At 74.6% G+C, this 20,435-nt stretch carries 19 protein-coding genes, 1 tRNA gene and 1 riboswitch; of the genes, 16 read left to right on the top strand and 4 right to left on the bottom strand.

The annotated features are described in order from the left end of the window. Window positions 1-58: 58 nt before the first annotated feature. The 3 genes from zwf to tkt all read right to left on the bottom strand — a co-directional run bounded on the left by zwf (window position 59) and on the right by tkt (window position 5,033). Window positions 59-1,600 (bottom strand): glucose-6-phosphate dehydrogenase, encoded by a 1,542-nt coding sequence (gene zwf / locus ACFCZN_RS06180; protein ID WP_429763413.1) that lies wholly within the window; start codon window positions 1,598-1,600, stop codon window positions 59-61. Between the two features lie 78 nt (window positions 1,601-1,678). After that, on the bottom strand, window positions 1,679-2,797 hold the full coding sequence (gene tal / locus ACFCZN_RS06185; RefSeq protein WP_429763414.1) for a transaldolase: 1,119 nt from the start codon (window positions 2,795-2,797) through the stop codon (window positions 1,679-1,681). A gap of 100 nt (window positions 2,798-2,897) precedes the next feature. Then, window positions 2,898-5,033 carry a transketolase gene (tkt, locus tag ACFCZN_RS06190; RefSeq protein ID WP_430556174.1) on the bottom strand — a complete coding sequence of 712 codons (2,136 nt, stop codon included), beginning with the start codon at window positions 5,031-5,033 and terminating at the stop codon, window positions 2,898-2,900. A 592-nt stretch (window positions 5,034-5,625) separates the two neighbouring features. On the opposite strand from tkt, the gene ACFCZN_RS06195 reads away from it, so the two are divergent. The 5 genes from ACFCZN_RS06195 (at window position 5,626) to ACFCZN_RS06215 (ending at window position 10,273) form a co-directional block, all read left to right on the top strand. Then, window positions 5,626-6,477, top strand: a complete 852-nt coding sequence (locus ACFCZN_RS06195) for a heme o synthase (RefSeq protein WP_430545617.1) — start codon at window positions 5,626-5,628, stop codon at window positions 6,475-6,477. 56 nt (window positions 6,478-6,533) lie between these two features. Then, window positions 6,534-7,532: a site-specific tyrosine recombinase XerD gene (locus ACFCZN_RS06200; RefSeq protein ID WP_430556175.1), complete on the top strand. Its 999-nt coding sequence runs from the start codon at window positions 6,534-6,536 to the stop codon at window positions 7,530-7,532. Between the two features lie 143 nt (window positions 7,533-7,675). Further along, window positions 7,676-8,605: a ParA family protein gene (locus ACFCZN_RS06205; RefSeq protein ID WP_430556212.1), complete on the top strand. Its 930-nt coding sequence runs from the start codon at window positions 7,676-7,678 to the stop codon at window positions 8,603-8,605. Then, on the top strand, window positions 8,589-9,569 hold the full coding sequence (locus tag ACFCZN_RS06210; protein WP_430556176.1) for a segregation and condensation protein A: 981 nt from the start codon (window positions 8,589-8,591) through the stop codon (window positions 9,567-9,569). The genes ACFCZN_RS06205 and ACFCZN_RS06210 overlap by 17 nt, the downstream gene beginning before the upstream one ends. Beyond that, entirely contained in the window at window positions 9,566-10,273 is a 708-nt protein-coding gene (locus ACFCZN_RS06215) for an SMC-Scp complex subunit ScpB (RefSeq protein ID WP_430556177.1), read from the top strand. Before ACFCZN_RS06210 ends, ACFCZN_RS06215 begins: the two co-directional genes overlap by 4 nt. Window positions 10,274-10,275: 2 nt before the next feature. Here ACFCZN_RS06215 and ACFCZN_RS06220 read toward each other — a convergent pair whose 3' ends face one another. After that, window positions 10,276-10,698: an organic hydroperoxide resistance protein gene (locus ACFCZN_RS06220; RefSeq protein WP_429763419.1), complete on the bottom strand. Its 423-nt coding sequence runs from the start codon at window positions 10,696-10,698 to the stop codon at window positions 10,276-10,278. Between the two features lie 134 nt (window positions 10,699-10,832). Between ACFCZN_RS06220 and ACFCZN_RS06225 the strand changes: the two genes are divergently transcribed. From ACFCZN_RS06225 to ACFCZN_RS06275, 11 genes are all read left to right on the top strand, one after another. After that, window positions 10,833-11,453: a TetR/AcrR family transcriptional regulator gene (locus ACFCZN_RS06225; protein ID WP_429763420.1), complete on the top strand. Its 621-nt coding sequence runs from the start codon at window positions 10,833-10,835 to the stop codon at window positions 11,451-11,453. Window positions 11,454-11,533: 80 nt separating this feature from the next. Further along, window positions 11,534-12,397, top strand: coding sequence for a pseudouridine synthase (locus tag ACFCZN_RS06230; RefSeq protein WP_429763421.1), 864 nt, complete (start codon window positions 11,534-11,536; stop codon window positions 12,395-12,397). 100 nt (window positions 12,398-12,497) lie between these two features. Beyond that, window positions 12,498-13,190, top strand: a complete 693-nt coding sequence (gene cmk / locus ACFCZN_RS06235; protein WP_430556178.1) for a (d)CMP kinase — start codon at window positions 12,498-12,500, stop codon at window positions 13,188-13,190. A gap of 92 nt (window positions 13,191-13,282) precedes the next feature. After that, window positions 13,283-14,866, top strand: coding sequence for a ribosome biogenesis GTPase Der (der, locus tag ACFCZN_RS06240; RefSeq protein ID WP_430556179.1), 1,584 nt, complete (start codon window positions 13,283-13,285; stop codon window positions 14,864-14,866). A gap of 62 nt (window positions 14,867-14,928) precedes the next feature. Further along, entirely contained in the window at window positions 14,929-15,969 is a 1,041-nt protein-coding gene (locus ACFCZN_RS06245; protein WP_430556180.1) for a hypothetical protein, read from the top strand. 69 nt (window positions 15,970-16,038) lie between these two features. Beyond that, window positions 16,039-16,168, top strand: a riboswitch (FMN riboswitch). A 140-nt stretch (window positions 16,169-16,308) separates the two neighbouring features. After that, window positions 16,309-17,376 (top strand): bifunctional diaminohydroxyphosphoribosylaminopyrimidine deaminase/5-amino-6-(5-phosphoribosylamino)uracil reductase RibD, encoded by a 1,068-nt coding sequence (gene ribD / locus ACFCZN_RS06250; RefSeq protein ID WP_430556181.1) that lies wholly within the window; start codon window positions 16,309-16,311, stop codon window positions 17,374-17,376. A gap of 3 nt (window positions 17,377-17,379) precedes the next feature. After that, a complete protein-coding gene (locus tag ACFCZN_RS06255; protein WP_430556182.1) occupies window positions 17,380-17,994 on the top strand; it encodes a riboflavin synthase in 615 nt (204 codons plus the stop codon). Next, the gene (locus tag ACFCZN_RS06260; RefSeq protein ID WP_430556183.1) at window positions 17,991-19,319 is read left to right on the top strand and encodes a bifunctional 3,4-dihydroxy-2-butanone-4-phosphate synthase/GTP cyclohydrolase II; all 1,329 of its coding nucleotides are present in this window, start codon (window positions 17,991-17,993) and stop codon (window positions 19,317-19,319) included. Before ACFCZN_RS06255 ends, ACFCZN_RS06260 begins: the two co-directional genes overlap by 4 nt. Beyond that, on the top strand, window positions 19,316-19,843 hold the full coding sequence (gene ribH, locus ACFCZN_RS06265) for a 6,7-dimethyl-8-ribityllumazine synthase (protein ID WP_430556184.1): 528 nt from the start codon (window positions 19,316-19,318) through the stop codon (window positions 19,841-19,843). Before ACFCZN_RS06260 ends, ribH begins: the two co-directional genes overlap by 4 nt. Before the next feature lie 50 nt (window positions 19,844-19,893). Continuing rightward, window positions 19,894-19,967 (top strand) — tRNA-Pro (locus ACFCZN_RS06270). A 227-nt stretch (window positions 19,968-20,194) separates the two neighbouring features. After that, window positions 20,195-20,431 (top strand): helix-turn-helix domain-containing protein, encoded by a 237-nt coding sequence (locus ACFCZN_RS06275; protein WP_430556185.1) that lies wholly within the window; start codon window positions 20,195-20,197, stop codon window positions 20,429-20,431. Window positions 20,432-20,435: the final 4 nt, after the last annotated feature.

Raw genomic sequence — 20,435 nt, forward strand, 5'->3', positions numbered from 1 at the left:
CACGGGTGGGTCCGGCTCGCCGCGGCGCGGGGGGCGTCGTCCGGGGTGGGGGCGCTCGTCACGGGCGCCGCCACGAGCGGCCGTCGCGGGCCATCATCTTGTCGGCGGACTCCGGCCCCCAGGTGCCCGAGGCGTACTGCTCCGGCTTGCCCTTGCCCGCCCAGTACGCGGTCACCGGGTCGAGGATCTTCCAGGAGAGCTCGACCTCCTCGCGCGTCGGGAAGAGCGGCGGGTCGCCGAGGAGGACGTCGAGGATGAGGCGCTCGTAGGCCTCGGGGGACGACTCGGTGAACGAGTGGCCGTAGCCGAAGTCCATCGTGACGTCGCGGACCTCCATCGCGGTGCCGGGCACCTTCGCGCCGAACCGGAGGGTGACGCCCTCGTCGGGCTGCACGCGGATGACCAGAGCGTTGTTGCCCAGGTCGGACGTGAGGGAGGACTCGAACGGCAGGTGCGGCGCCTTCTTGAAGACGACCGCCACCTCGGTGACGCGGCGGCCCAGGCGCTTGCCCGTGCGCAGGTAGAAGGGCACGCCCGCCCAGCGCCGGTTGTCGATCTCGAGCTTCACCGCGGCGAACGTCTCGGTCGTGGAGTCGGGGTTGAAGCCCTCCTCCTCGAGGAACCCGACGACCTTCTCGCCGCCCTGCCACCCGGAGGCGTACTGGCCGCGGGCGGTGTGGCGCCCGAGGTCGCGGGGGAGCCGCACCGAGGAGAGCGCCTTGATCTTCTCGGCGCGGAGGGCCTCGGCGTCGAAGTTGACCGGCTCCTCCATGGCGACGAGCGCCAGGAGCTGCAGCAGGTGGTTCTGGATCACGTCGCGCGCGGCGCCGATGCCGTCGTAGTAGCTCGCGCGCCCGCCGATGCCGATGTCCTCGGCCATCGTGATCTGGACGTGGTCGACGTAGTTGCTGTTCCACAGCGGCTCGAACATCTGGTTCGCGAACCGCAGGGCGAGGAGGTTCTGGACCGTCTCCTTGCCGAGGTAGTGGTCGATGCGGAAGACCGACTCCGGGTCGAAGACCTGGGAGACGACGGCGTCGAGCTCGCGCGCGCTCTCGAGGTCGTGACCGAACGGCTTCTCGATGACGACGCGGCGCCACGCGTCCGGGGACGACTTGGAGAGCCCCGACTCGGACAGCTGCCGGCACACGATCGGGAACGCGCTGGGCGGCACGGACAGGTAGAACGCGTGGTTGCCGCCCGTGCCGCGCTCGGCGTCGAGCTGCTCGACGGTCTGGCGCAGACGCTCGAACGCCTCGTCGTCGTCGAACGACCCCTGCACGAAGCGGATGCCCTCGGCGAGCTGGCGCCAGGTGGCCTCGCGGAACGGCGTGCGGGCGTGCTCCTTGACCGCGTCGTGCACGACCTGGGCGAAGTCCTCGTCCTCCCAGTCGCGGCGGGCGAAGCCCGTCAGCGCGAAGCCGGGCGGCAGCAGGCCGCGGTTCGCCAGGTCGTAGACGGCGGGCATGAGCTTCTTGCGGGACAGGTCGCCGGTGACCCCGAAGATCACCAGGCCGCTGGGGCCGGCGATGCGGGGGAGCCGCAGGTCGAGGGGGTCGCGCAGGGGGTTGTGCTCGGCGGTGATCTTGGCCGGTCTCACGAGGTGGGCACCGTTCTTCGTCGTGCGGGCGGGAGGTGGTGCGGACCCGGGGGCGCCGTGGCGCCCCCGGGGGAGTGCTCAGGCGCTCTGGGCCTTCAGCCCGGCGGACGCGGTGTCCAGGAGCTCGGTCCAGGAGTCCTCGAACTTGCGGACGCCGTCCGTCTCGAGGTGGTCGGTGACCTCGACGAGGGAGACGCCGAGCGACTCGATGGTCTCGATCGTGCGACGCGCCGCGCCCGCGGTGCCGCGGACCGTGTCGCCCGCGACGACGCCGTGGTCGGCGAACGCCTGCAGGGTCGGCTCGGGCATCGTGTTCACGACGCCGTCCGTGACCAGCTCGGAGACGTACAGGGTGTCCGAGTACTCCGGGTTCTTCACGCCGGTGGACGCCCACAGCGGCCGCTGCGGGTGCGCGCCGGAGGCCGCGAGCGAGCGCCACTGGTCCGTGCCGACGAACTGCTCGTAGGCCTCGAACGCGAGGCGGGCGTTCGCGACGGCGGCCTGCCCGCGCAGGTCGAGCGCCTCGGGCGTCCCGATCTTCTCCAGGGCGGCGTCCACCGAGGAGTCGACCCGGGAGACGAAGAACGAGGCCACCGACCCGATCGGGCCGAGGTCGATGCCGTCGGCGCGGGCCTGCTCGAGGCCGATCGCGAACGCCTCCATCACGGAGCGGTAGCGCTCGATCGAGAAGATCAGGGTGACGTTGACGCTGATGCCCTGCGCGAGGGTCCGGGAGATCGCGTCCAGGCCGGGCACGGTCGCCGGGATCTTGATGAACACGTTCGGGCGGTCGACCGTGCGCCACAGCCGCTCCGCCACGACCACCGTCTTGTCGGCGTCGTACGCGAGGCGGGGGTCGACCTCGATCGACACGCGGCCGTCCACGCCGTCGGTGGCGTCGTAGAGCGGGCGCAGCAGGTCCGCGGCGGCGCGCACGTCGTCGGTCGTGATGGTCTCGACCGCGGCGTCCACGTCCGAGCCGGCGAGCTCGGCCAGCTGGGCGTCGTAGGCGTCGCCGCTGGACAGCGCCTTGGCGAAGATCGTCGGGTTCGTCGTCACGCCGACGACGCCCCGCTCGGCCACGAGGGCCGCCAGGTTGCCGCTGCGCAGGCGCTCCCGCGACAGGTCGTCGAGCCAGATGGACACCCCGGCGCCGGTCAGGTCGGTGATCGGTGCGGGGACGGTGCTCTGCGTCATCGGACGTCCTTCCAGGTCGGAAGCCCCTGCGCGGGAAGTCTCGACAGGGGCCGGGTGGGGCGCCGCGGGGCGACGCCCCACCCTGGGAATCTACGAGCGCTCAGGCGGCGTCGCCAGCGCCGCGCACGGCGGCGAGCGACTCGCGCGCGGCGGCCGCGACGGCCTCCGCCGTGATGCCGAACTCCCGGTACAGCGTCTGGTAGTCGGCCGACGCGCCGTAGTGCTCGAGCGAGACGCTGCGGCCGGCGTCGCCGACCACCTCGCGCCAGCCCTGCGCGACGCCCGCCTCGACGGACACGCGGGCCTTCACCGCGGACGGCAGCACGGACTCGCGGTACGCGGCGTCCTGCTTGTCGAACCACTCACGGCTCGGCATCGACACGACGCGGGCGGCGATGCCCTCGGCGGCGAGCTGCTCGCGGGCCTGCACGGCGAGCTGCACCTCGGAGCCGGTGCCGACGAGGACGACGTCCGGCGCACCGGTCTCGTCGTTCGTGGCGTCGACCAGCGTGTAGCCGCCCTTGAGCGTGCCCTCGGCGCCGGCGAAGCCGTCGGTGCCGCGCGGGAACGTCGGGACGTTCTGGCGCGTGAGCACGATGCCTGCGGGGTTGGCCGTGTTCTCGAGGATGCCGCGCCAGGCCCAGGCCGTCTCGTTCGCGTCGGCGGGGCGCACGACGTCGAGGCCGGGGATGGCCCGCAGCGCCGCGAGGTGCTCGACCGGCTGGTGCGTCGGGCCGTCCTCGCCGAGGCCGATCGAGTCGTGCGTCCACACGAACGTCGTCGGGATCTCCATGAGGGCCGCGAGGCGGACCGAGGCGCGCATGTAGTCGGCGAACTGGAGGAACGTGCCGCCGTACGGACGGGTGAGGCCGTGCAGCACGATGCCGTTGAGGATCGCCCCCATGCCGTGCTCGCGGATGCCGAAGTGCAGGGTCCGCCCGTAGGGGTTGCCCGGGAACTTCTTGGTCGCGTGCTCGACGGGGATGAACGACGGCTCGCCGTCCATCGTGGTGTTGTTCGAGCCGGCGAGGTCGGCGGAGCCGCCCCACAGCTCGGGCAGCACGTCCTTGAGGGCGGTGAGGACCTTGCCGGACGCGGCGCGCGTCGCGACGCCCTTCTCGGAGGCCTCGAAGACGGGCAGCTCGTCGGTCCAGCCGGCCGGCAGCTCGTGGGCCACGAGGCGGTCCAGCAGGGCGGCGCGCTCCGGGGCGGCCGTGCGCCACGCGTCGTACGACCGGTCCCACGCGGCGCGCTGGTCGGCCTGCCGCTCGGCGACGGCGCGGGTGTAGGAGAGGACCTCGTCGTCGACGGCGAAGGTCGCCTCGGGGTCGAGGCCGAGGGCGACCTTGAGGCCGGCGACCTCGTCGGCGCCCATCGCGGAGCCGTGGATGCCGCCCGTGTTCTGCTTGGTGGGCGACGGCCAGCCGATGATGGTGCGCAGCGCGATGAACGACGGGCGGTCGGTCTCCGCCTTCGCGGCCGCGATGGCCGCGGCGAGCGCGTCGACGTCCTCGGCGTAGCCGGTGCCGCCCTGCGTCCAGTCCACCCGCTGGGTGTGCCAGCCGTACGCGGCGTAGCGCGCGAGGGTGTCCTCGGTGAACGCGATGTCGGTGTCGTCCTCGATGGAGATCTTGTTGTCGTCCCAGATCACCACGAGGTTGCCGAGCTTCTGCGTGCCGGCGAGCGACGACGCCTCGGACGTCACGCCCTCCTGCAGGTCGCCGTCGGAGGCGATGACGTACACGTGGTGGTCGAACGGCGACTCGCCGGGCGCGGCGTCGGGGTCGAGCAGGCCCCGCTCGCGGCGGGCCGCGAACGCCATGCCGACCGCGGACGCGAGGCCCTGGCCGAGCGGGCCGGTCGTGATCTCGACGCCGGGGGTGTGGCGGTACTCGGGGTGGCCGGGGGTCTGCGAGCCCCAGGTGCGCAGCGCCTCGAGGTCGTCCAGCTCCATGCCGTAGCCGGAGAGGAACAGCTGCAGGTACAGCGTGAGCGAGGAGTGGCCCGCGGAGAGGACGAACCGGTCACGACCGACCCAGTGGGGGTCGGACGGGTCGTGCCGCATCGTCTTGCCGAACAGCAGGTACGCGGCGGGGGCGAGGGAGATCGCCGTGCCGGGGTGGCCGTTGCCGACCTTCTCGACGGCGTCGGCCGCCAGCGCCTTGATGGTCTTCACCGCGCGGTCGTCGAGCGAGCTCCACTCGAGCGGGGCGACGACGGGGTCGAACGCGTTCACAGATGTGCCTCTTTCCTGCCCGGAGCGAGCCCCGGGTGATTGCTGCTGCTCTGCCGGTACGGGGCGCCGTCGCGTCGGACGCCGCACGGGGTCCTCGAGGCGACGGCGGGGGCACGGCGTCGAGGGGCCGACCGGGGTGGGCGGCCCGCTGTTCACCGTTGTGCAGCACCACCCTAGCGCCGAGCATTCCCGGCACGCCCGTCCCGGCACGGTTCGTCCCACCAGGTGAGCCGGGCGCCGCGCGCGCCGGAGGATGTCCGGGGAGATGACGTCCGCGCGGGCATTTCTCACAGCCGGGAGGCCGTCGCCCGGGCCGCCGCGACGCTGACCTCGGCGTACGATGAGGCGGCGACCGTCCCACGTCGCCCGAGCTCCCCGGACCCCCAGCCGAGAACGGACAAGCACGCGCGTGAGCACCACGAGCACCACGACGTCCCACCCCCAGGCGCCGACCCGCGCGGCCGCGCGCGCCGAGCGGGAGCGTGCCGATGCGGACCGGGCGGACCGCCGCGGAGCGGACGCGGAGCAGGGCGGGGGCGCGAACGGGGCGCCGGGCACCGGCTGGAGGGACCGCCTCGGGGCGTACGTCGCGCTGACGAAGCCGCGCATCATCGAGCTGCTGCTCGTCACGACGCTGCCCACGATGATCCTCGCGCAGGGCGGCCTGCCCTCGCTGTGGCTCGTGGTCAAGACGCTCGTGGGCGGCACGCTGGCCGCCGCGTCCGCGAACGTCTTCAACTGCTACCTGGATCGCGACATCGACCAGGTGATGAACCGCACCAAGCGGCGCCCGCTGGCCACGGGGGAGATCACGCCCCGGGCGGCCCTGGTGTTCGCCACGGTGCTCGGCGTCGTGTCGCTGCTGTGGTTCGCCCTGCTGGTCAACGTCCCGGCAGCGTGGCTGACCTTCGCGGCCATCGCGATCTACGTGGTCGGCTACACGATGATCCTCAAGCGCCGCACGCCGCAGAACATCGTGTGGGGCGGGATCGCCGGCTGCATGCCCGTGTTCATCGGCTGGGCCGCGGTGACCGAGTCGCTGAGCTGGGCCGCCGTGGCGCTCTTCGGCGTGATCTTCTTCTGGACCCCGCCGCACTACTGGCCGCTGTCGGTGAAGTTCAAGAAGGACTACGCGAACGCCGGCGTCCCGATGCTGCCGGTCGTGGCCACGGACCGCCGCGTGGCGGTCGAGATGGTCGCGCACACCGCCGCGATGATCGCCTGCTCCCTCGCGCTGGTCCCGCTCGCCGGGATGTCGTGGTTCTACACGGCCGTCGCGGTCGCCTCGGGCGGCTGGTTCCTCTGGCTCGTGATCGCGATGCTGCGCCGCGCGGGGCACCCCGAGCGGGGCAAGCTCGGCGCGATGAAGGTCTTCCACGGCTCGATCACGTACCTCACGGTGCTGTTCATCGCCGTCGCGGTCGACGTCTTCCTGCCCTTCTGACCCCTCCGGGGGCCCGGGCAGCCGTGGCCGTCGCCGCCTCGGGGCATGATGTCCGGGTGCCCGACCTCTCGTCCGCCCCGCCCCTCCCGCCCGCGCTGGCGGCCGCGCTGCAGGACTACCTGGCGCACCTCGGCGTCGAGCGCGGGCTGTCGGCCAACACCGTCGCGGCCTATCGCCGGGACCTGGGCCGCTACGCGCGCCACCTGCGCACGACGGGGCGGTCCGGTCTCGACGACGTCGGCGAGCGGGACGTCGAGGAGTACGTCGTGGTGGTTCGGCAGGGATCGGACGGCGGGGCGCCGCTGTCGCCGTCGTCCACGGCCCGCGCGCTGGCCGCGGTGCGCGGCTGGCACCGGTTCGCGCACGCCGAGGGCACGACGAGCGCCGACCCCGCCTCCCAGGTGCACGCCCCCAGCGCGCTGCGCCGGCTGCCGCACGCGCTGTCGGTCGACGAGGTCGCCCGCCTGCTCGACGCGGCCGGCGCCGGGGACGGCCCGGTGCCGCTGCGCGACCGCGCCCTGCTCGAGCTGCTGTACTCCACCGGCGGACGCATCAGCGAGGTGGTCGGCCTCGACGTCGACGACGTCGACGGGCTGCTCGACGGCGGCGGGCACGACGGCGGGCAGGACGGCGTGCCGCGCGCCGGGTCCGTCCGGCTGCGCGGCAAGGGGGACAAGGAGCGCGTGGTGCCCGTCGGCTCGTACGCGCGGACCGCGCTGGAGGCGTACCTGGTGCGTGCCAGGGCACCCCTCGCGTCGGCCGGCCGCGGCACGCCCGCGCTGTTCCTCAACACCCGCGGCGCGCGCCTGTCGCGGCAGAGCGCCTGGTCCGTGCTGCAGGCCGCGGCGGAGCGCGCCGGCCTGACGCAGCACGTGTCGCCGCACACGCTGCGGCACTCGTTCGCCACCCACCTGCTCGCCGGCGGCGCCGACGTCCGCGTGGTCCAGGAGCTGCTGGGGCACGCCTCGGTGACGACCACGCAGATCTACACGATGGTGACGCGCGACGCGCTGCGCGAGGTGTACGCCGCGGCGCACCCCCGCGCCCTCGGCTGACCGTCCGTCGAGACTCCGGCGTGCTCGATGCGGCTCGGTGCGGCGGGGCTCCCGGAAGGGCGGCGCGCCCGGCGTGCCGCCCGGACCCCGGGAGGCCCTGAGGTAGCGTGACGCAGGTGAGCGAGGGACTCGGGAGCGACACCATGACGCAGACGACCACGAGCGACGCCTCACCGGCCGCGGCCACCGCGACCAGCCCCGCGGGCAGTCCGGCCGGCGGGCTCGAGGAGCCGCGTACCGACGTCGTCGGGCGGCCGCTGCCCGACTTCCGCGACCCTGCGCCGCTGGCGTCCCACGGGCCCGCGCGCATCGTCGCGATGTGCAACCAGAAGGGCGGGGTCGGCAAGACCACCACGACGATCAACCTGGGCGCCGCGCTGGCCGAGTACGGCCGCCGCGTCCTGCTCGTGGACTTCGACCCGCAGGGCGCGGCCTCGGTGGGGGTGGGCGTCAGCCCGCACGACCTCGACCTCAGCGTCTACAACCTGCTCATGGAGCGCGACGTCAGCTTCACCGACGTGCTGCAGCCCACGAACATCGAGGGCATGGACGTGCTCCCCGCGAACATCGACCTGTCGGCCGCGGAGGTCCAGCTCGTCGGCGAGGTGGCCCGTGAGTCGGTCCTCGCCCGCGCGCTGCGACCGGCCCTCGACGACTACGACGTGATCCTCGTGGACTGCCAGCCGTCGCTCGGCCTGCTCACGGTCAACGCCCTCACCGCCGCGCACGGGGTGCTCATCCCGCTGGAGTGCGAGTTCTTCGCCCTGCGCGGCGTGGCGCTGCTCGTGGAGACGATCGAGAAGGTGCGCGACCGGCTCAACCCGGCCCTGGAGATCGACGGCATCCTCCCGACGATGTACGACTCGCGCACCCTGCACTCCCGCGAGGTCGTGGCGCGCGTGCACGAGGCGTTCGGGGACACGCTGCTGCACACGGTCATCGGGCGCACGGTGAAGTTCCCGGACGCGTCCGTGGCGGCCGAGCCGATCACCAACTACGCGCCGACCCACGCCGGCGCGGCCGCGTACCGGCAGCTCGCTCGGGAGCTCGTCGCCCGTGGTGACGCTGCCTGACGTCGCCCCGGAGCAGGGGGAGGCGGTCGACGCCGTCGACGGCTCCGCCGCCCGACCGGGGTTCGAGGTCCACCTCGACAACTTCACCGGCCCGTTCGACCTGCTGCTGTCGCTGATCGCCAAGCACGAGCTCGACGTCACCGAGGTGGCGCTCGCGGCCGTGACGGACGAGTTCGTCGCGCACATCCGCGAGGCCGAGACCGCGTCCCGCGAGGCGACCGCCCGCGGCGAGGAGCACCCGTCGTGGGACCTCGGGACGGCGAGCGAGTTCCTCGTCGTCGCGGCCACCCTGCTGGACCTCAAGGCCGCGCGGCTGCTGCCGGGCGTCGTCGAGGAGGACGCCGAGGACCTGGAGCTTCTCGAGGCCCGCGACCTGCTGTTCGCCCGGCTGCTGCAGTACCGCGCGTACAAGGAGGTCTCCGGTCTCCTCGCCGAGCGGCTGGAGACCGAGGGGCGCCGGGTGCCGCGTTCGGTGCCGCTCGAGTCGCACCTCACGGCGCTGCTGCCGGAGCTGGTGTGGACCCTCGACGGCGCGCGTCTCGCCGAGCTGGCGGCCCGGGCCCTGGAGCCCAAGCCCCCGCCCGTCGTCGGGCTCGACCACCTGCACGCCTCCACCGTGAGCGTGCGGGAGCAGGCGGGCGTGGTGGCGCGCCGGCTGCGGCGCGAGCACGTCGCGACCTTTCGCGCGCTCGTCGCGGGGGAGGAGCGGCTCGTGGCCGTCGCGAGGTTCCTCGCCCTGCTGGAGCTGTTCCGCTCCGGCCGGGTGGCGTTCGAGCAGGCCACGGCGCTCGGCGAGCTGACCGTGCGGTGGACGGCGGACGACGGCGGCGACCACGGCCCGGACGAGGAGGACGACGGCGAGCTCGCGGCGGGCTTCGAGGAGTTCGACGGGACGCCCGGGCAGGACGAGGGGACCGGGGGGCCCGCCGCGGGCGCCGCCGGCGTGACGGAGGTCGTGGCATGACGCAGCAGACGGACGAGCAGACGGAGGCCGCCGAGCCGGAGCCGGCGGCCGCGCCCGAGCCGGTGCTCGACGTCGACGTCGACGTCGACGTCGACGTCGACGCCCTGCCGGGCGGGCTGGCGGCGGCGCTGGAGGCGGTCCTCATGGTCGCGGAGTCGCCGGTGGCGGTCGAGCGGCTCGCGGCCGGCGTGGCGCGGCCCGTGCCGGAGGTCGCCGAGGTGCTCGAGGAGCTGGCCGCGGAGTACCGCGGGGAGACGGGCGGGCGCCCGCGCGGCTTCGAGCTCCGCGAGGGCGCGGAGGGGTGGCGCGTCTACTCGGCGCGTGCCCAGGCCGACGTCGTGGGCGCCTTCGTGCTCGAGGGCCAGTCGTCCCGCCTCAGCCAGGCGGCCCTGGAGACGCTCGCCGTCATCGCGTACCGCCAGCCCGTCACCCGCGGGCAGGTCTCGGCGGTGCGCGGGGTGAGCGTCGACGGCGTGGTGCGGACCCTGCTGGCCCGCGGCCTGATCGCCGAGACGGGCCAGGACCCGATGACCGGCGCCGTGCTGTTCGGCACGACGGGTGAGTTCCTCGATCGGATGGGCTGGTCGTCGCTCGAGGAGCTGCCGCCCCTGGCGCCGCACCTGCCGGACGTCGCCGAGGCGATCGCCCTGGACCCGTCCTCGGCCCTCCGTCGCGGCCTGGCGGAGGACGGGCCCGACGCCTGAGGTCAGGCGACCGTCGCGTCGACCGTGACGTCGACGTTGCCCCGCGTGGCGTTCGAGTACGGGCACACCTGGTGCGCGGCGGCGACGAGCGCGTCGGCGGTCGCCTGGTCGACGCCGCCGAGCTCGGCGTGCAGCGCGACCGCCAGCCCGAAGCCGCCCTCGGGCGTCGGGTGCAGGGAGACCTCGGCCACGACGGCGGAGTCGCTCACGGTGGCCTTCTCCCGCCGTGCGACGAGCTTCAGCGCGGAGTGGAAGCAGGCGGCGTACCCCGCGGCGAAGAGCTGTTCGGGGTTCGTGGCGCCGCCCGCGCCGCCCATCTCCTTGGGGATCGCGAGGTCGACGTCGAGAAGTCCGTCGTCGGACCGCGACCGGCCGTCCCGTCCGTCTCCGGTGGCGGTCGCGACCGCCGTGTAGAGCGCGCTCATGCTGGTCCTCCTGGGTCGGATACCTAGTAGAGTTACTAGTTCGTCTACTAGACCACGCGACGCCGGTCGTCGCAAGCACCCCGGATCGCGTCGTGAGCCCCCCGGGGCAGGTCTCGACGTGAGAGGTTGGTGCGATGGGAACCAGGACGGCGGCCTCGCCCCCGGAGCGGCCGGCGGGGCGCGGGCGGGTGCGTGAGCGGATCCTCGAGGAGGGGAGCCGGCTGTTCTACGCGGACGGCGTCCGCGCCGTGAGCGCCGACAAGGTGATCGCCGCGGCGGGCGTGTCCAAGGTCACGTTCTACCGTCACTTCCCGACGAAGGACGACCTCGCCGTCGCCTACCTCGAGGCGATCGCGGACGAGGAGCGCGCGCTGCTCGAGCGGCTCCGCGGGGACCATGCCGGCGACCCGGCGGCGACCCTCGCCGCCCTCGCCGAGGCCCTGGGCGCCGTGGCCGGCAGCGCGCAGTTCCGCGGCTGCGCCTTCGTGAACGCCGGGGCCGAGTACGCGGACGCGGCGCACCCGGTGCGCCGGATCGTCGCCGGCCACCGTGCCCGGTACGCGGGCTTCTTCGCCGACGTCGCGCGGGACGCGGGCGCCGACGACCCGCAGGCGGTGGCGGCCGAGCTGATGATGCTGCGCGACGGGGCCATGGTGTGCGGCGACGTGGACGACGCCCGCGCGGTCGCGCCCCGCCTCGCCTCGGCCTTCGCGGCGGTGCTCGCCGCCCACCGGGGGGCCGCGGCCGGCGCCTGAGGGCCGTGCCGGCGCACCGGCGCAGGGCGTGGTGCGGCGTCGTCGAGCAGGACCGGCCCGACCTGAGAGAATCGGGCACCATGAGCACCGAACGCCGCGGCGGGAGCCGCCGCACCAGCCGTCCCCAGGGTCCCGCCGCGCGGCGCACGCAGCGCCAGGCCCCGCCCCGCCGTCCGGCGCCGCGCTCCGGCGAGCCGGACCGCGACGTGCACGTCGCGGACGGCGTCCGGCTGCAGAAGGTGCTCGCCCAGGCGGGCCTGGGGTCGCGCCGCAAGTGCGAGGAGCTCATCGCCGAGGGGCACGTCGAGGTCGACGGCGTCCTGGTCACCGAGCTCGGGCTGCGCGTCGACCCGGCGAAGGCCGTCGTGCACGTCGACGGCATGCGCGTGCAGCTCGACACCTCGAAGATCACCCTCGCGCTGAACAAGCCGCTCGGCGTGGTCTCCACGATGAGCGACCCCGAGGGCCGCCCCACCCTCGCCGACCTGGTCAAGGACCGGCCGGAGCGGCTGTTCCACGTCGGCCGGCTCGACGCCGACAGCGAGGGCCTGCTGCTCCTCACGAACGACGGCGAGCTCGCGAACCGGCTCGCCCACCCGCGGTACGAGATCCGCAAGACGTACCTCGTCACCGTGACGGGCGGCGAGTTCTACCCCCGCCACGCCAAGCAGCTCACCGACGGTGTCGAGCTCGAGGACGGCCTCGCCCGCGCCGACAAGGTGCGCGTGGTGGACTCCGTGCCCGGCGAGACGATGCTCGAGGTGGTGCTGCACGAGGGCCGCAACCGGATCGTGCGTCGCATGCTCGACGCCGTCGGGTTCCCGGTCACGCGCCTCGTCCGCACCCGCATCGGCCCGATCGTGCTGGGCGACCTGCGGGTCGGGCGCTCGCGGGTGCTCGGGCGCACCGAGCTCGGCACCCTCATGCGCGACGTCGACATGTGACGTCGTCGCACCCCGTCCAGCAGTCCCCGCAGCCCCCCGCAGCCCCCGAAGTCCCGTAGTCCCGCGCGACACCCCGCGCGACAACAGAAGGTGAGCACTCGTGGTCGTCATCGCCGTCGACGGTCCCTCCGGGTCCGGCAAGTCCAGCGTCTCCAAGGCGGTGGCGGCCCGGCTGGGGCTCGCCTACCTCGACACCGGCGCGATGTACCGGGCCGCGACGCTGTGGTGCGTCGACGGCGGCACCGACCTCGCCGACCAGGCGGCGGTGGCCGACGCCGTGCGCGCCATGCCGCTCGAGATGGGGGTGGACCCGGCTGCCCCGACCGTCCGCCTGGGCGGTCGCGACGTCGCCGCGGCGATCCGCACCACCGAGGTCTCCACGGCCGTCTCGCAGGTGGCCACCAACCTCGACGTGCGCGCCGAGCTCCGGCGCCGGCAGCGCGCCGTGATCGAGACCGAGAGCGCGCCGGGCGGTTTCTCGGGCGGCAAGGGCGTCGTCGCGGAAGGGCGCGACATCACGACCGTCGTCGCCCCCGACGCGGACGCCCGCGTGCTGCTCACCGCGAGCGAGGAGGCCCGGCTGCGCCGCCGCTCGCTCGAGGTGCACGGCGCGGCCGACGAGTCGGCCGTCGAGGCGACGCGCGACCAGGTGCTGCGCCGCGACCGCGACGACTCCACCGTCAGCCAGTTCCAGGTCGCGGCCGACGGCGTCGTCACCGTCGACTCGTCCGACCTCGACTTCGACCAGACGGTCGACGCCGTCCTCGCGGTCGTCGCGCAGGTCACCGCCTGACCCGCCACCCGGCGCGTGCGCGCGGCACCGTCCGGACCCGGTGACGCGGGTCTCGTTCGTGACAGGCCGCTCGGCCTGGGAGAATGGTGCGCATGACCACTCCCGCCGACGGCTCCGTGCCCGCTGCCGAGCCCACCGACGAGCCCACCGCCCCGCCTGCGCCCGGCGTCGCCGCGGCGCCCGCGGACCATGCGGACACCGAGGGCCGTGACGCCGTGGCGGAGGTCCTCGAGTCCGACGGCGACGACGAGGCGCGCGAGCGCGCGCTGCGCGCCGGCCTGGAGGACTTCGAGCTCGACGAGGCCGACCGAGCGCTGCTGGACGCCGAGTGGGACGAGGAGGGCTTCGGCCCCGGCGAGGCGCCGCTGCCGGTGCTCGCCGTCGTCGGCCGCCCGAACGTCGGCAAGTCGACGCTCGTCAACCGCATCCTCGGCCGCCGCGAGGCCGTCGTGGAGGACACCCCGGGCGTCACCCGCGACCGGGTGAGCTACCCCGGCGAGTGGGCCGGCCGCGAGTTCACCCTCGTGGACACGGGCGGCTGGGAGGTCGACGTCGCGGGCATCGAGTCGAAGGTCGCCGAGCAGGCGGAGGTCGCCGTCGAGCTGGCCGACGCCGTCATCTTCGTCGTCGACTCCACCGTGGGCGCGACGTCGACGGACGAGCGCGTCGTGGAGCTGCTGCGCCGTTCGGGCAAGCCGGTCGTGCTGTGCGCCAACAAGGTCGACGGGCCGTCGGGCGAGGCGGACGCCGCCTACCTCTGGGCCCTCGGCCTCGGCGAGCCGCACCCGGTCTCCGCGCTGCACGGGCGCGGCACCGGGGACCTGCTGGACGCCGCGATGAAGGTGCTGCCCGAGGTCTCCGAGCACGGGGAGCTGCGGCCCGCCGGCCCGCGCCGCGTCGCCCTCGTCGGCCGCCCGAACGTCGGCAAGTCGTCGCTGCTGAACAAGATCGCCGGCGCCGAGCGCGTCGTCGTCGACGAGACCGCGGGCACCACCCGCGACCCGGTCGACGAGCTCGTCGAGATCAAGGGCGTGCCCTACTGGTTCGTCGACACCGCGGGCATCCGCCGCCGCGTGCACCAGACGCGCGGCGCCGACTTCTACGCCTCGCTGCGCACCCAGGCCGCGATCGAGAAGGCCGAGGTCGCCGTCGTGCTCGTCGACGCCTCGCAGCCGATGACCGAGCAGGACACGCGCGTCATCTCGCAGGCCGTCGACGCGGGCCGGGCGCTCGTCATCGCGTACAACAAGTGGGACCTCATGGACGACGACCGTCGCCCGTACCTCGAGCGCGAGATCGAGCGGGACCTGGTGCAGGTGCAGTGGGCGCCGCGCGTCAACGTCTCGGCCCGCACGGGCTGGCACACCGACAAGCTGACGCGCGCGCTCGAGACGTCGCTCGAGTCGTGGGACACCCGCATCCCGACCGGGCGCCTCAACGCGTTCCTCGGCGAGCTCGTGGCCGCCCACCCGCACCCGCTGCGCGGCGGCAAGCAGCCGCGCATCCTGTTCGGCACCCAGGCCTCGACGCGCCCGCCGCGGTTCGTCATCTTCGCCACCGGGTTCCTCGAGGCCGGGTACCGACGCTTCATCGAGCGCCGCCTGCGCGAGACCTTCGGGTTCGAGGGGTCGCCCATCGAGATCAGCGTCCGCGTGCGGGAGAAGCGGCGGCGCTGACGCGCCGGTGAGCCGCCGACGAGTCGCTGATGAGCCGCCGATGAGCCGCCGATGAGCCGCCGATGAGCCGGGCCCCGCTGGCCCGCCGTGGTCGCCTGCTGCGCCTGGGCGCGGCGCGCGACACGTCCGCGGTGCGCCACCTGGTGACGTTCCTGGTCGTGACGGTGGCGACGGTGCTCGTCACGCGGTTCCTGCTCGCGGCGTCCGGGTACCCGCAGGTGGGCGGCGGCGGGCTGCACGTGGCGCACGTCCTGTGGGGCGGGCTAGGCATGGCGCTCGCGGTGGTGGTGCTGCTGTCGTGGGTCGGGCCGGCGCCGCGGTCGCTCGGTGCGGTGCTGGGCGGCGTCGGCTTCGGGCTGTTCGTCGACGAGATCGGCAAGTTCGTCACCTCCGACAACGACTACTTCTACGAGCCGACGGCGGCGCTGATCTACGCGGTCGTCGTCGTGCTCGTGCTGCTCGTGGAGGCCCTGCACGGGCGACGGGCGCACCACCCCGCGGAGTATCTCGCGGTGGCGACCGACCGCGCCGTGGCCGGCGTGGCGGGCGGCTTCACGGACGGGGAGCGCGAGGAGGCGCGGGCGCTGGTGGAGCGGGGCCGCGGCGAGCCGGCGGCGGAGGAGGTCGCCGCGCTGGTGGAGGCCGTGCCGCGCGACGACGTGACCGTGCCGGACCCCGTCCGGGCGCTGGTCGTCCGGGTGTCCGCGTGGTTCGCCGAGGCGATGGAGCACCGGTGGGCCGCCGCGGTCGTGACGGTGGCGGTGCTCGCCACCAGTGCCGGGTCGGTCGTGGTGGCGCTGCGGGTGCTGCTCGGCGGGATCGCGGTGCCGTCCTGGGTCGGCGTCGGGATCCTCGTGGCCGTCGCCGCGACCGTGGCGTGCGTCGTGCGGGCGCTCGTCGTCGGCCCGCGGGACCACCGCGCGGGGGCGGTGTGGGTGCGGCGCGGGGTCCTCGTCAGCCTGCTGGTCACCCAGCTGCTCGCGTTCCGCGCGGTGCAGTGGGTGGCGGTGGCGGGCCTGGTGGTGGATCTCCTCGTGCTCGTCGCCCTCGGCGTCGCGCTGGGGCGGGACGACGAGCGGCGCACGGCGCGCGGTCGCGGGTGAGACGTGCGCCACTCGGGCTTGCCACGCGGGCGCGGGCCGTGGCACGGTCGGCGATGACGAGCGAATTGCTCGCGTGCTCTGGGGTCGGTGAAATTCCGAGCCGGCGGTGAAAGTCCGCGACCCGGTCACAGCCTGTGACCGGTTGACCAGGTGGAACTCCTGGACCGACGGTCAAAGTCCGGATGGGAAGCGCACGCGACGGCTCCCCGTCCGGTCCGACCCCCGGCCCCTCGGCCGGTGTCGTCCTTCGTGACGACCGTCCGCGACCGGTCGGTGCGAGCACGTCCGACCCCGCCTTCCTGCCCCGGGGTCCGCGACCGGACGACAGGGGCAGGACGGATGAGTGCCACCACGGCAGAGCGCGCCGCGATGCAGCGTGCGCTCGAGCTGGCCGCGCAGGGGCCGGCACGAGGACCCAACCCGCGCGTCGGGTGCGTGCTCCTCGACGCCGACGGTGCTCCGATCGCGGAGGGCTTCCACCGCGGCGCGGGCACGCCGCACGCCGAGGTCGAGGCGCTGCGCCGTGCGACCGAGTCCCGCGGCCCGGGCGCCGCGCGCGGGACCACCGCCGTCGTCACGCTCGAGCCCTGCAACCACCACGGCCGCACCGGTCCCTGCGCCGACGCGCTGCTGGCCGCGGGGGTCGCGCGGGTCGTGCACGGCCAGCACGACCCCAACCCCGCCGCGTCGGGCGGCGCCGCACGCCTGCGCGCCGCGGGCGTCGAGGTCGTCGGCGGCGTGCTGGCGGACGAGGCGCGCGCGCTCAACGCCGTCTGGACGCGCGCGCAGGAGCTCGGCCGTCCCGTCGTCACCTGGAAGGTCGCGAGCACGCTCGACGGGCGCTCCGCGGCCGCCGACGGCACCTCGCGCTGGATCACGGGACGGGCCGCGCGCCACGACGTGCACCGCCTGCGCGCCGGGGTGGACGCCGTCGTCGTCGGCACCGGCACCGCGCTCGCCGACGACCCCGACCTCACCGTGCGGCACGCCCCGCTGACGGGGCAGCAGCCGGACCGCGTCGTCGTCGGGCTGCGGGACCTGCCGCCGTCGTCGCGCCTCGCGCGGGCCGCGGCCGCGGGGGAGGCCGTGATGCACCTGCGCACCCACGACCCGCACGAGGTGCTGGACCTGCTCTGGTACCGCGAGCACCGGCACGTGCTGCTCGAGGGCGGGCCGGCGCTGGCCGCCGCCTTCTGGCGCGCCGGCCTGGTCGACGACGTCGTCGCGTACGTCGCGCCCGTGCTGCTCGGGGTCGGCGCGTCGGCCGTCGCCGACCTCGGCATCGGGACCATCGCCGACGCCGCGCGCCTCGACCTCCTCGACGTCGCCGTCCTGCCCCGGGACCCGGACGACGCCACCGACATCCCCACCGTGCGGCTCGCCCTGCGGCCGCGGAAGGAGCGCTGAGCCATGTTCACCGGAATCGTGGAGGAGCTCGGCACCGTCGTCGCGGTGCGCGAGCACGCCGACGGCGCCCGCCTCACCGTCGCCGCCGACACCGTGCTCGAGGGCGTCCGGCTCGGCGACTCGATCGCCGTCGACGGCTGCTGCCTGACCGTGGCGGAGACGGGGGTGCACGACGGCCGCGCCACCTGGACCGCCGACCTCATGGCCGAGACCCTGGCCCGTACGAGCCTCGGCGGGCGGCGAGCCGGCGACCCGGTCAACCTCGAGCGCGCGCTCGCGGCGGACGGACGGTTCGGCGGGCACGTCGTGCAGGGCCACGTCGACGGCGTCGGGACGGTGCTCGCCCGCACGCCGGGCACGCAGTGGGAGGTCGTCGACGTCGCGCTGCCCCCGGCGCTGGCGCGGTACGTGGTGGCGCAGGGCTCGATCGCCGTCGACGGCGTGAGCCTCACCGTCGTGGACGTCCGCGACGACGCGTTCACCGTGAGCCTCATCCCCGAGACCAGGGCCCGCACGACGCTCGGCTCCCGCGCCGTCGGAGAGCGGGTCAACCTCGAGGTCGACGTGCTGAGCAAGTACGTCGAGCGGCACCTCGCGGCGACGGTGGCGGCACGATGAGCGGCGCCGTCGAGCGCGTGGCGCGGGCGATCGACGACGTCGCGGCGGGCCGCCCCGTCGTCGTCGCGGACGACGCGGACCGGGAGAACGAGGGCGACCTCATCCTCGCCGCCGACGCCGCGACGCCGGAGCTCATGGGCTTCCTCGTGCGGCACACGAGCGGCCTCGTGTGCGTGGGCGTGGCGGGGGACTCGCTCGACCGGCTCGGGCTGCCCCTCATGGTCGAGGCGAACGAGGACGCCTACCGCACGGCGTACACGGTGACGGTCGACGCCGCCACGGGCGTCTCGACCGGCATCTCCGGCGCCGACCGCGCCCGCACCGCACGCCTGCTCGCCGACCCGAAGGCGGTGCCAGCGGACCTCACCCGGCCCGGGCACGTGCTGCCGCTGCGGGCGCGCCCCGGCGGCGTCCTGGAGCGACGCGGGCACACCGAGGCCGCGGTCGACCTCGCGCGGCTGGCCGGGCGGGGCGAGGCCGGGGTGCTCGCCGAGCTCGTGCACGACGACGGCACGATGATGCGGCTGCCCGCGCTGCGGGAGTTCGCGGCCGAGCACGGCCTCGCCCTGATCAGCGTGGCCGACCTCGCCGCCTACCGGCGCGCCACCGAGATCCTCGTCGAGCGCGTCGCCGTCACGACCCTGCCCACCCGGCACGGCGACCTCGTCGCCGTCGCCTACCGGGACACCCGCACGGGCGACGAGCACGTGGCGCTGGTGGCCGGGCACCTCGACTCCCTCGCGGACCCGGCGCACGGGCCGGTGCTCGCGCGCGTGCACTCCGAGTGCCTGACGGGTGACGCGTTCGGCAGCCTCCGGTGCGACTGCGGGCCGCAGCTCGACGAGTCGCTGCGCCGGGTCGCCGAGGCCGGCCGCGGCGTCGTCGTCTACCTGCGCGGGCACGAGGGGCGGGGGATCGGCCTGGCCGCCAAGCTCGCCGCCTACGCCCTGCAGGACGGCGGCCGGGACACCGTCGACGCCAACCTCGACCAGGGGCTGCCCGCCGACGCCCGCGACTACACCGCCGCCGCTCACGTGCTGCGCGACCTCGGGGTACCCGGCGTGCGCCTGCTGACCAACAACCCCGCCAAGGTCGACGGCCTCGTCGCCGGGGGAGCGGCCGTCGTCGAGCGGCTGCCCCTCGTCCTGCCCGCCCACCCGCGCACGCTGGGGTACCTGCGCACCAAGCGCGACCGCATGGGGCACGACCTGCCCCACGTGTCCGACGCCCTGCACGACATCCCGCACGACATCCCGCACGACACCGGAGGAACCACGATGGACCGCACCCCGACCGCCCCGATCGTCGCCGGAGCGGCCCGATGAGCGGCGCCGGCGCCCCCGCCGCCGCGCCCGTCGACTGCTCCGACCTCCGCGTCGCCGTCGTCGCGGCGAGCTGGCACCAGGTCGTCATGGACGGTCTGCTCGACGGCGCGCTGCGCGCCTGCGCCGACCACGCGGTCGCGGAGCCGCGCGTCGTGCGAGTGCCCGGCTCGTTCGAGCTGCCCGTGGCCGCCCAGGCGCTCGCGGCCTCCGGGTATGACGCCGTCGTCGCGCTGGGCGTCGTGATCCGCGGCGGCACACCGCACTTCGACTACGTGTGCGCGGCCGCGACCGACGGGTTGAGCCGGGTGGCGCTCGACCACACCGTGCCCGTGGGGTTCGGCCTCCTGACGTGCGACGACGAGCAGCAGGCCCTCGACCGCGCCGGGCTGGACGGCTCGCGCGAGGACAAGGGGTACGAGGCCGCCGCCGCCGCGCTGGCCACCGCGCGGGTGCTCGGTGACGTCCGGAAGGCCTCGGTCGGCGGTGCCCGCGTCGATGCAGGAGCAGTGTCCGACCTGGGGTAGTATTTCGGTCGGCCCTGCGGGTGGCACCACGGTGCCACGTGTGGGGTCGACGGGCTGTGGCGCAGCTTGGTAGCGCACCTGACTGGGGGTCAGGGGGTCGCAGGTTCAAATCCTGTCAGCCCGACGTCGTGACTTGGTCTCTGACCTGCGAATGAGCAGGTCAGGGACCAGTTTCGTTTCCGGAGAGTGCTGGTGACCCAGAGTGAGAGGTCGCCAGACATGGCCAACCGTCCAGAAACAGTCCAGAAACCCCTCGCCGGCCCGCCCGGAGACGGTGGTTCGCGGTGCCGGCCCCGGCCTCAGGTCCGAGTCGGTCTGGCGCGGGTGGAGCGGGTCGCACACCTGACGTGCATGACCGCTTCCATCACGCCTCGCGGCGGGCTCGAGCCGCTCATGAGCATCGGCGACCTCTCGGATCTCATCGGGGTGCCGGTCAAGACGATCAAGGACTGGCGCATCAAGGGCGAGGGCCCGGTCGAGTACAAGATCGGTAACCACCTGCGTTACGCCGCCTCCGACGTCAGGTCGTGGCTGTCCCAGTGCCGTGAAATGTCGGCGGGCACGTCGCCGACGACAGGATTGCGGTGATCGG

Origin of the sequence: Isoptericola sp. NPDC056134 (assembly GCF_042264825.1) — a bacterium.
In the GTDB taxonomy this organism is placed as follows: domain Bacteria; phylum Actinomycetota; class Actinomycetes; order Actinomycetales; family Cellulomonadaceae; genus Isoptericola; species Isoptericola nanjingensis.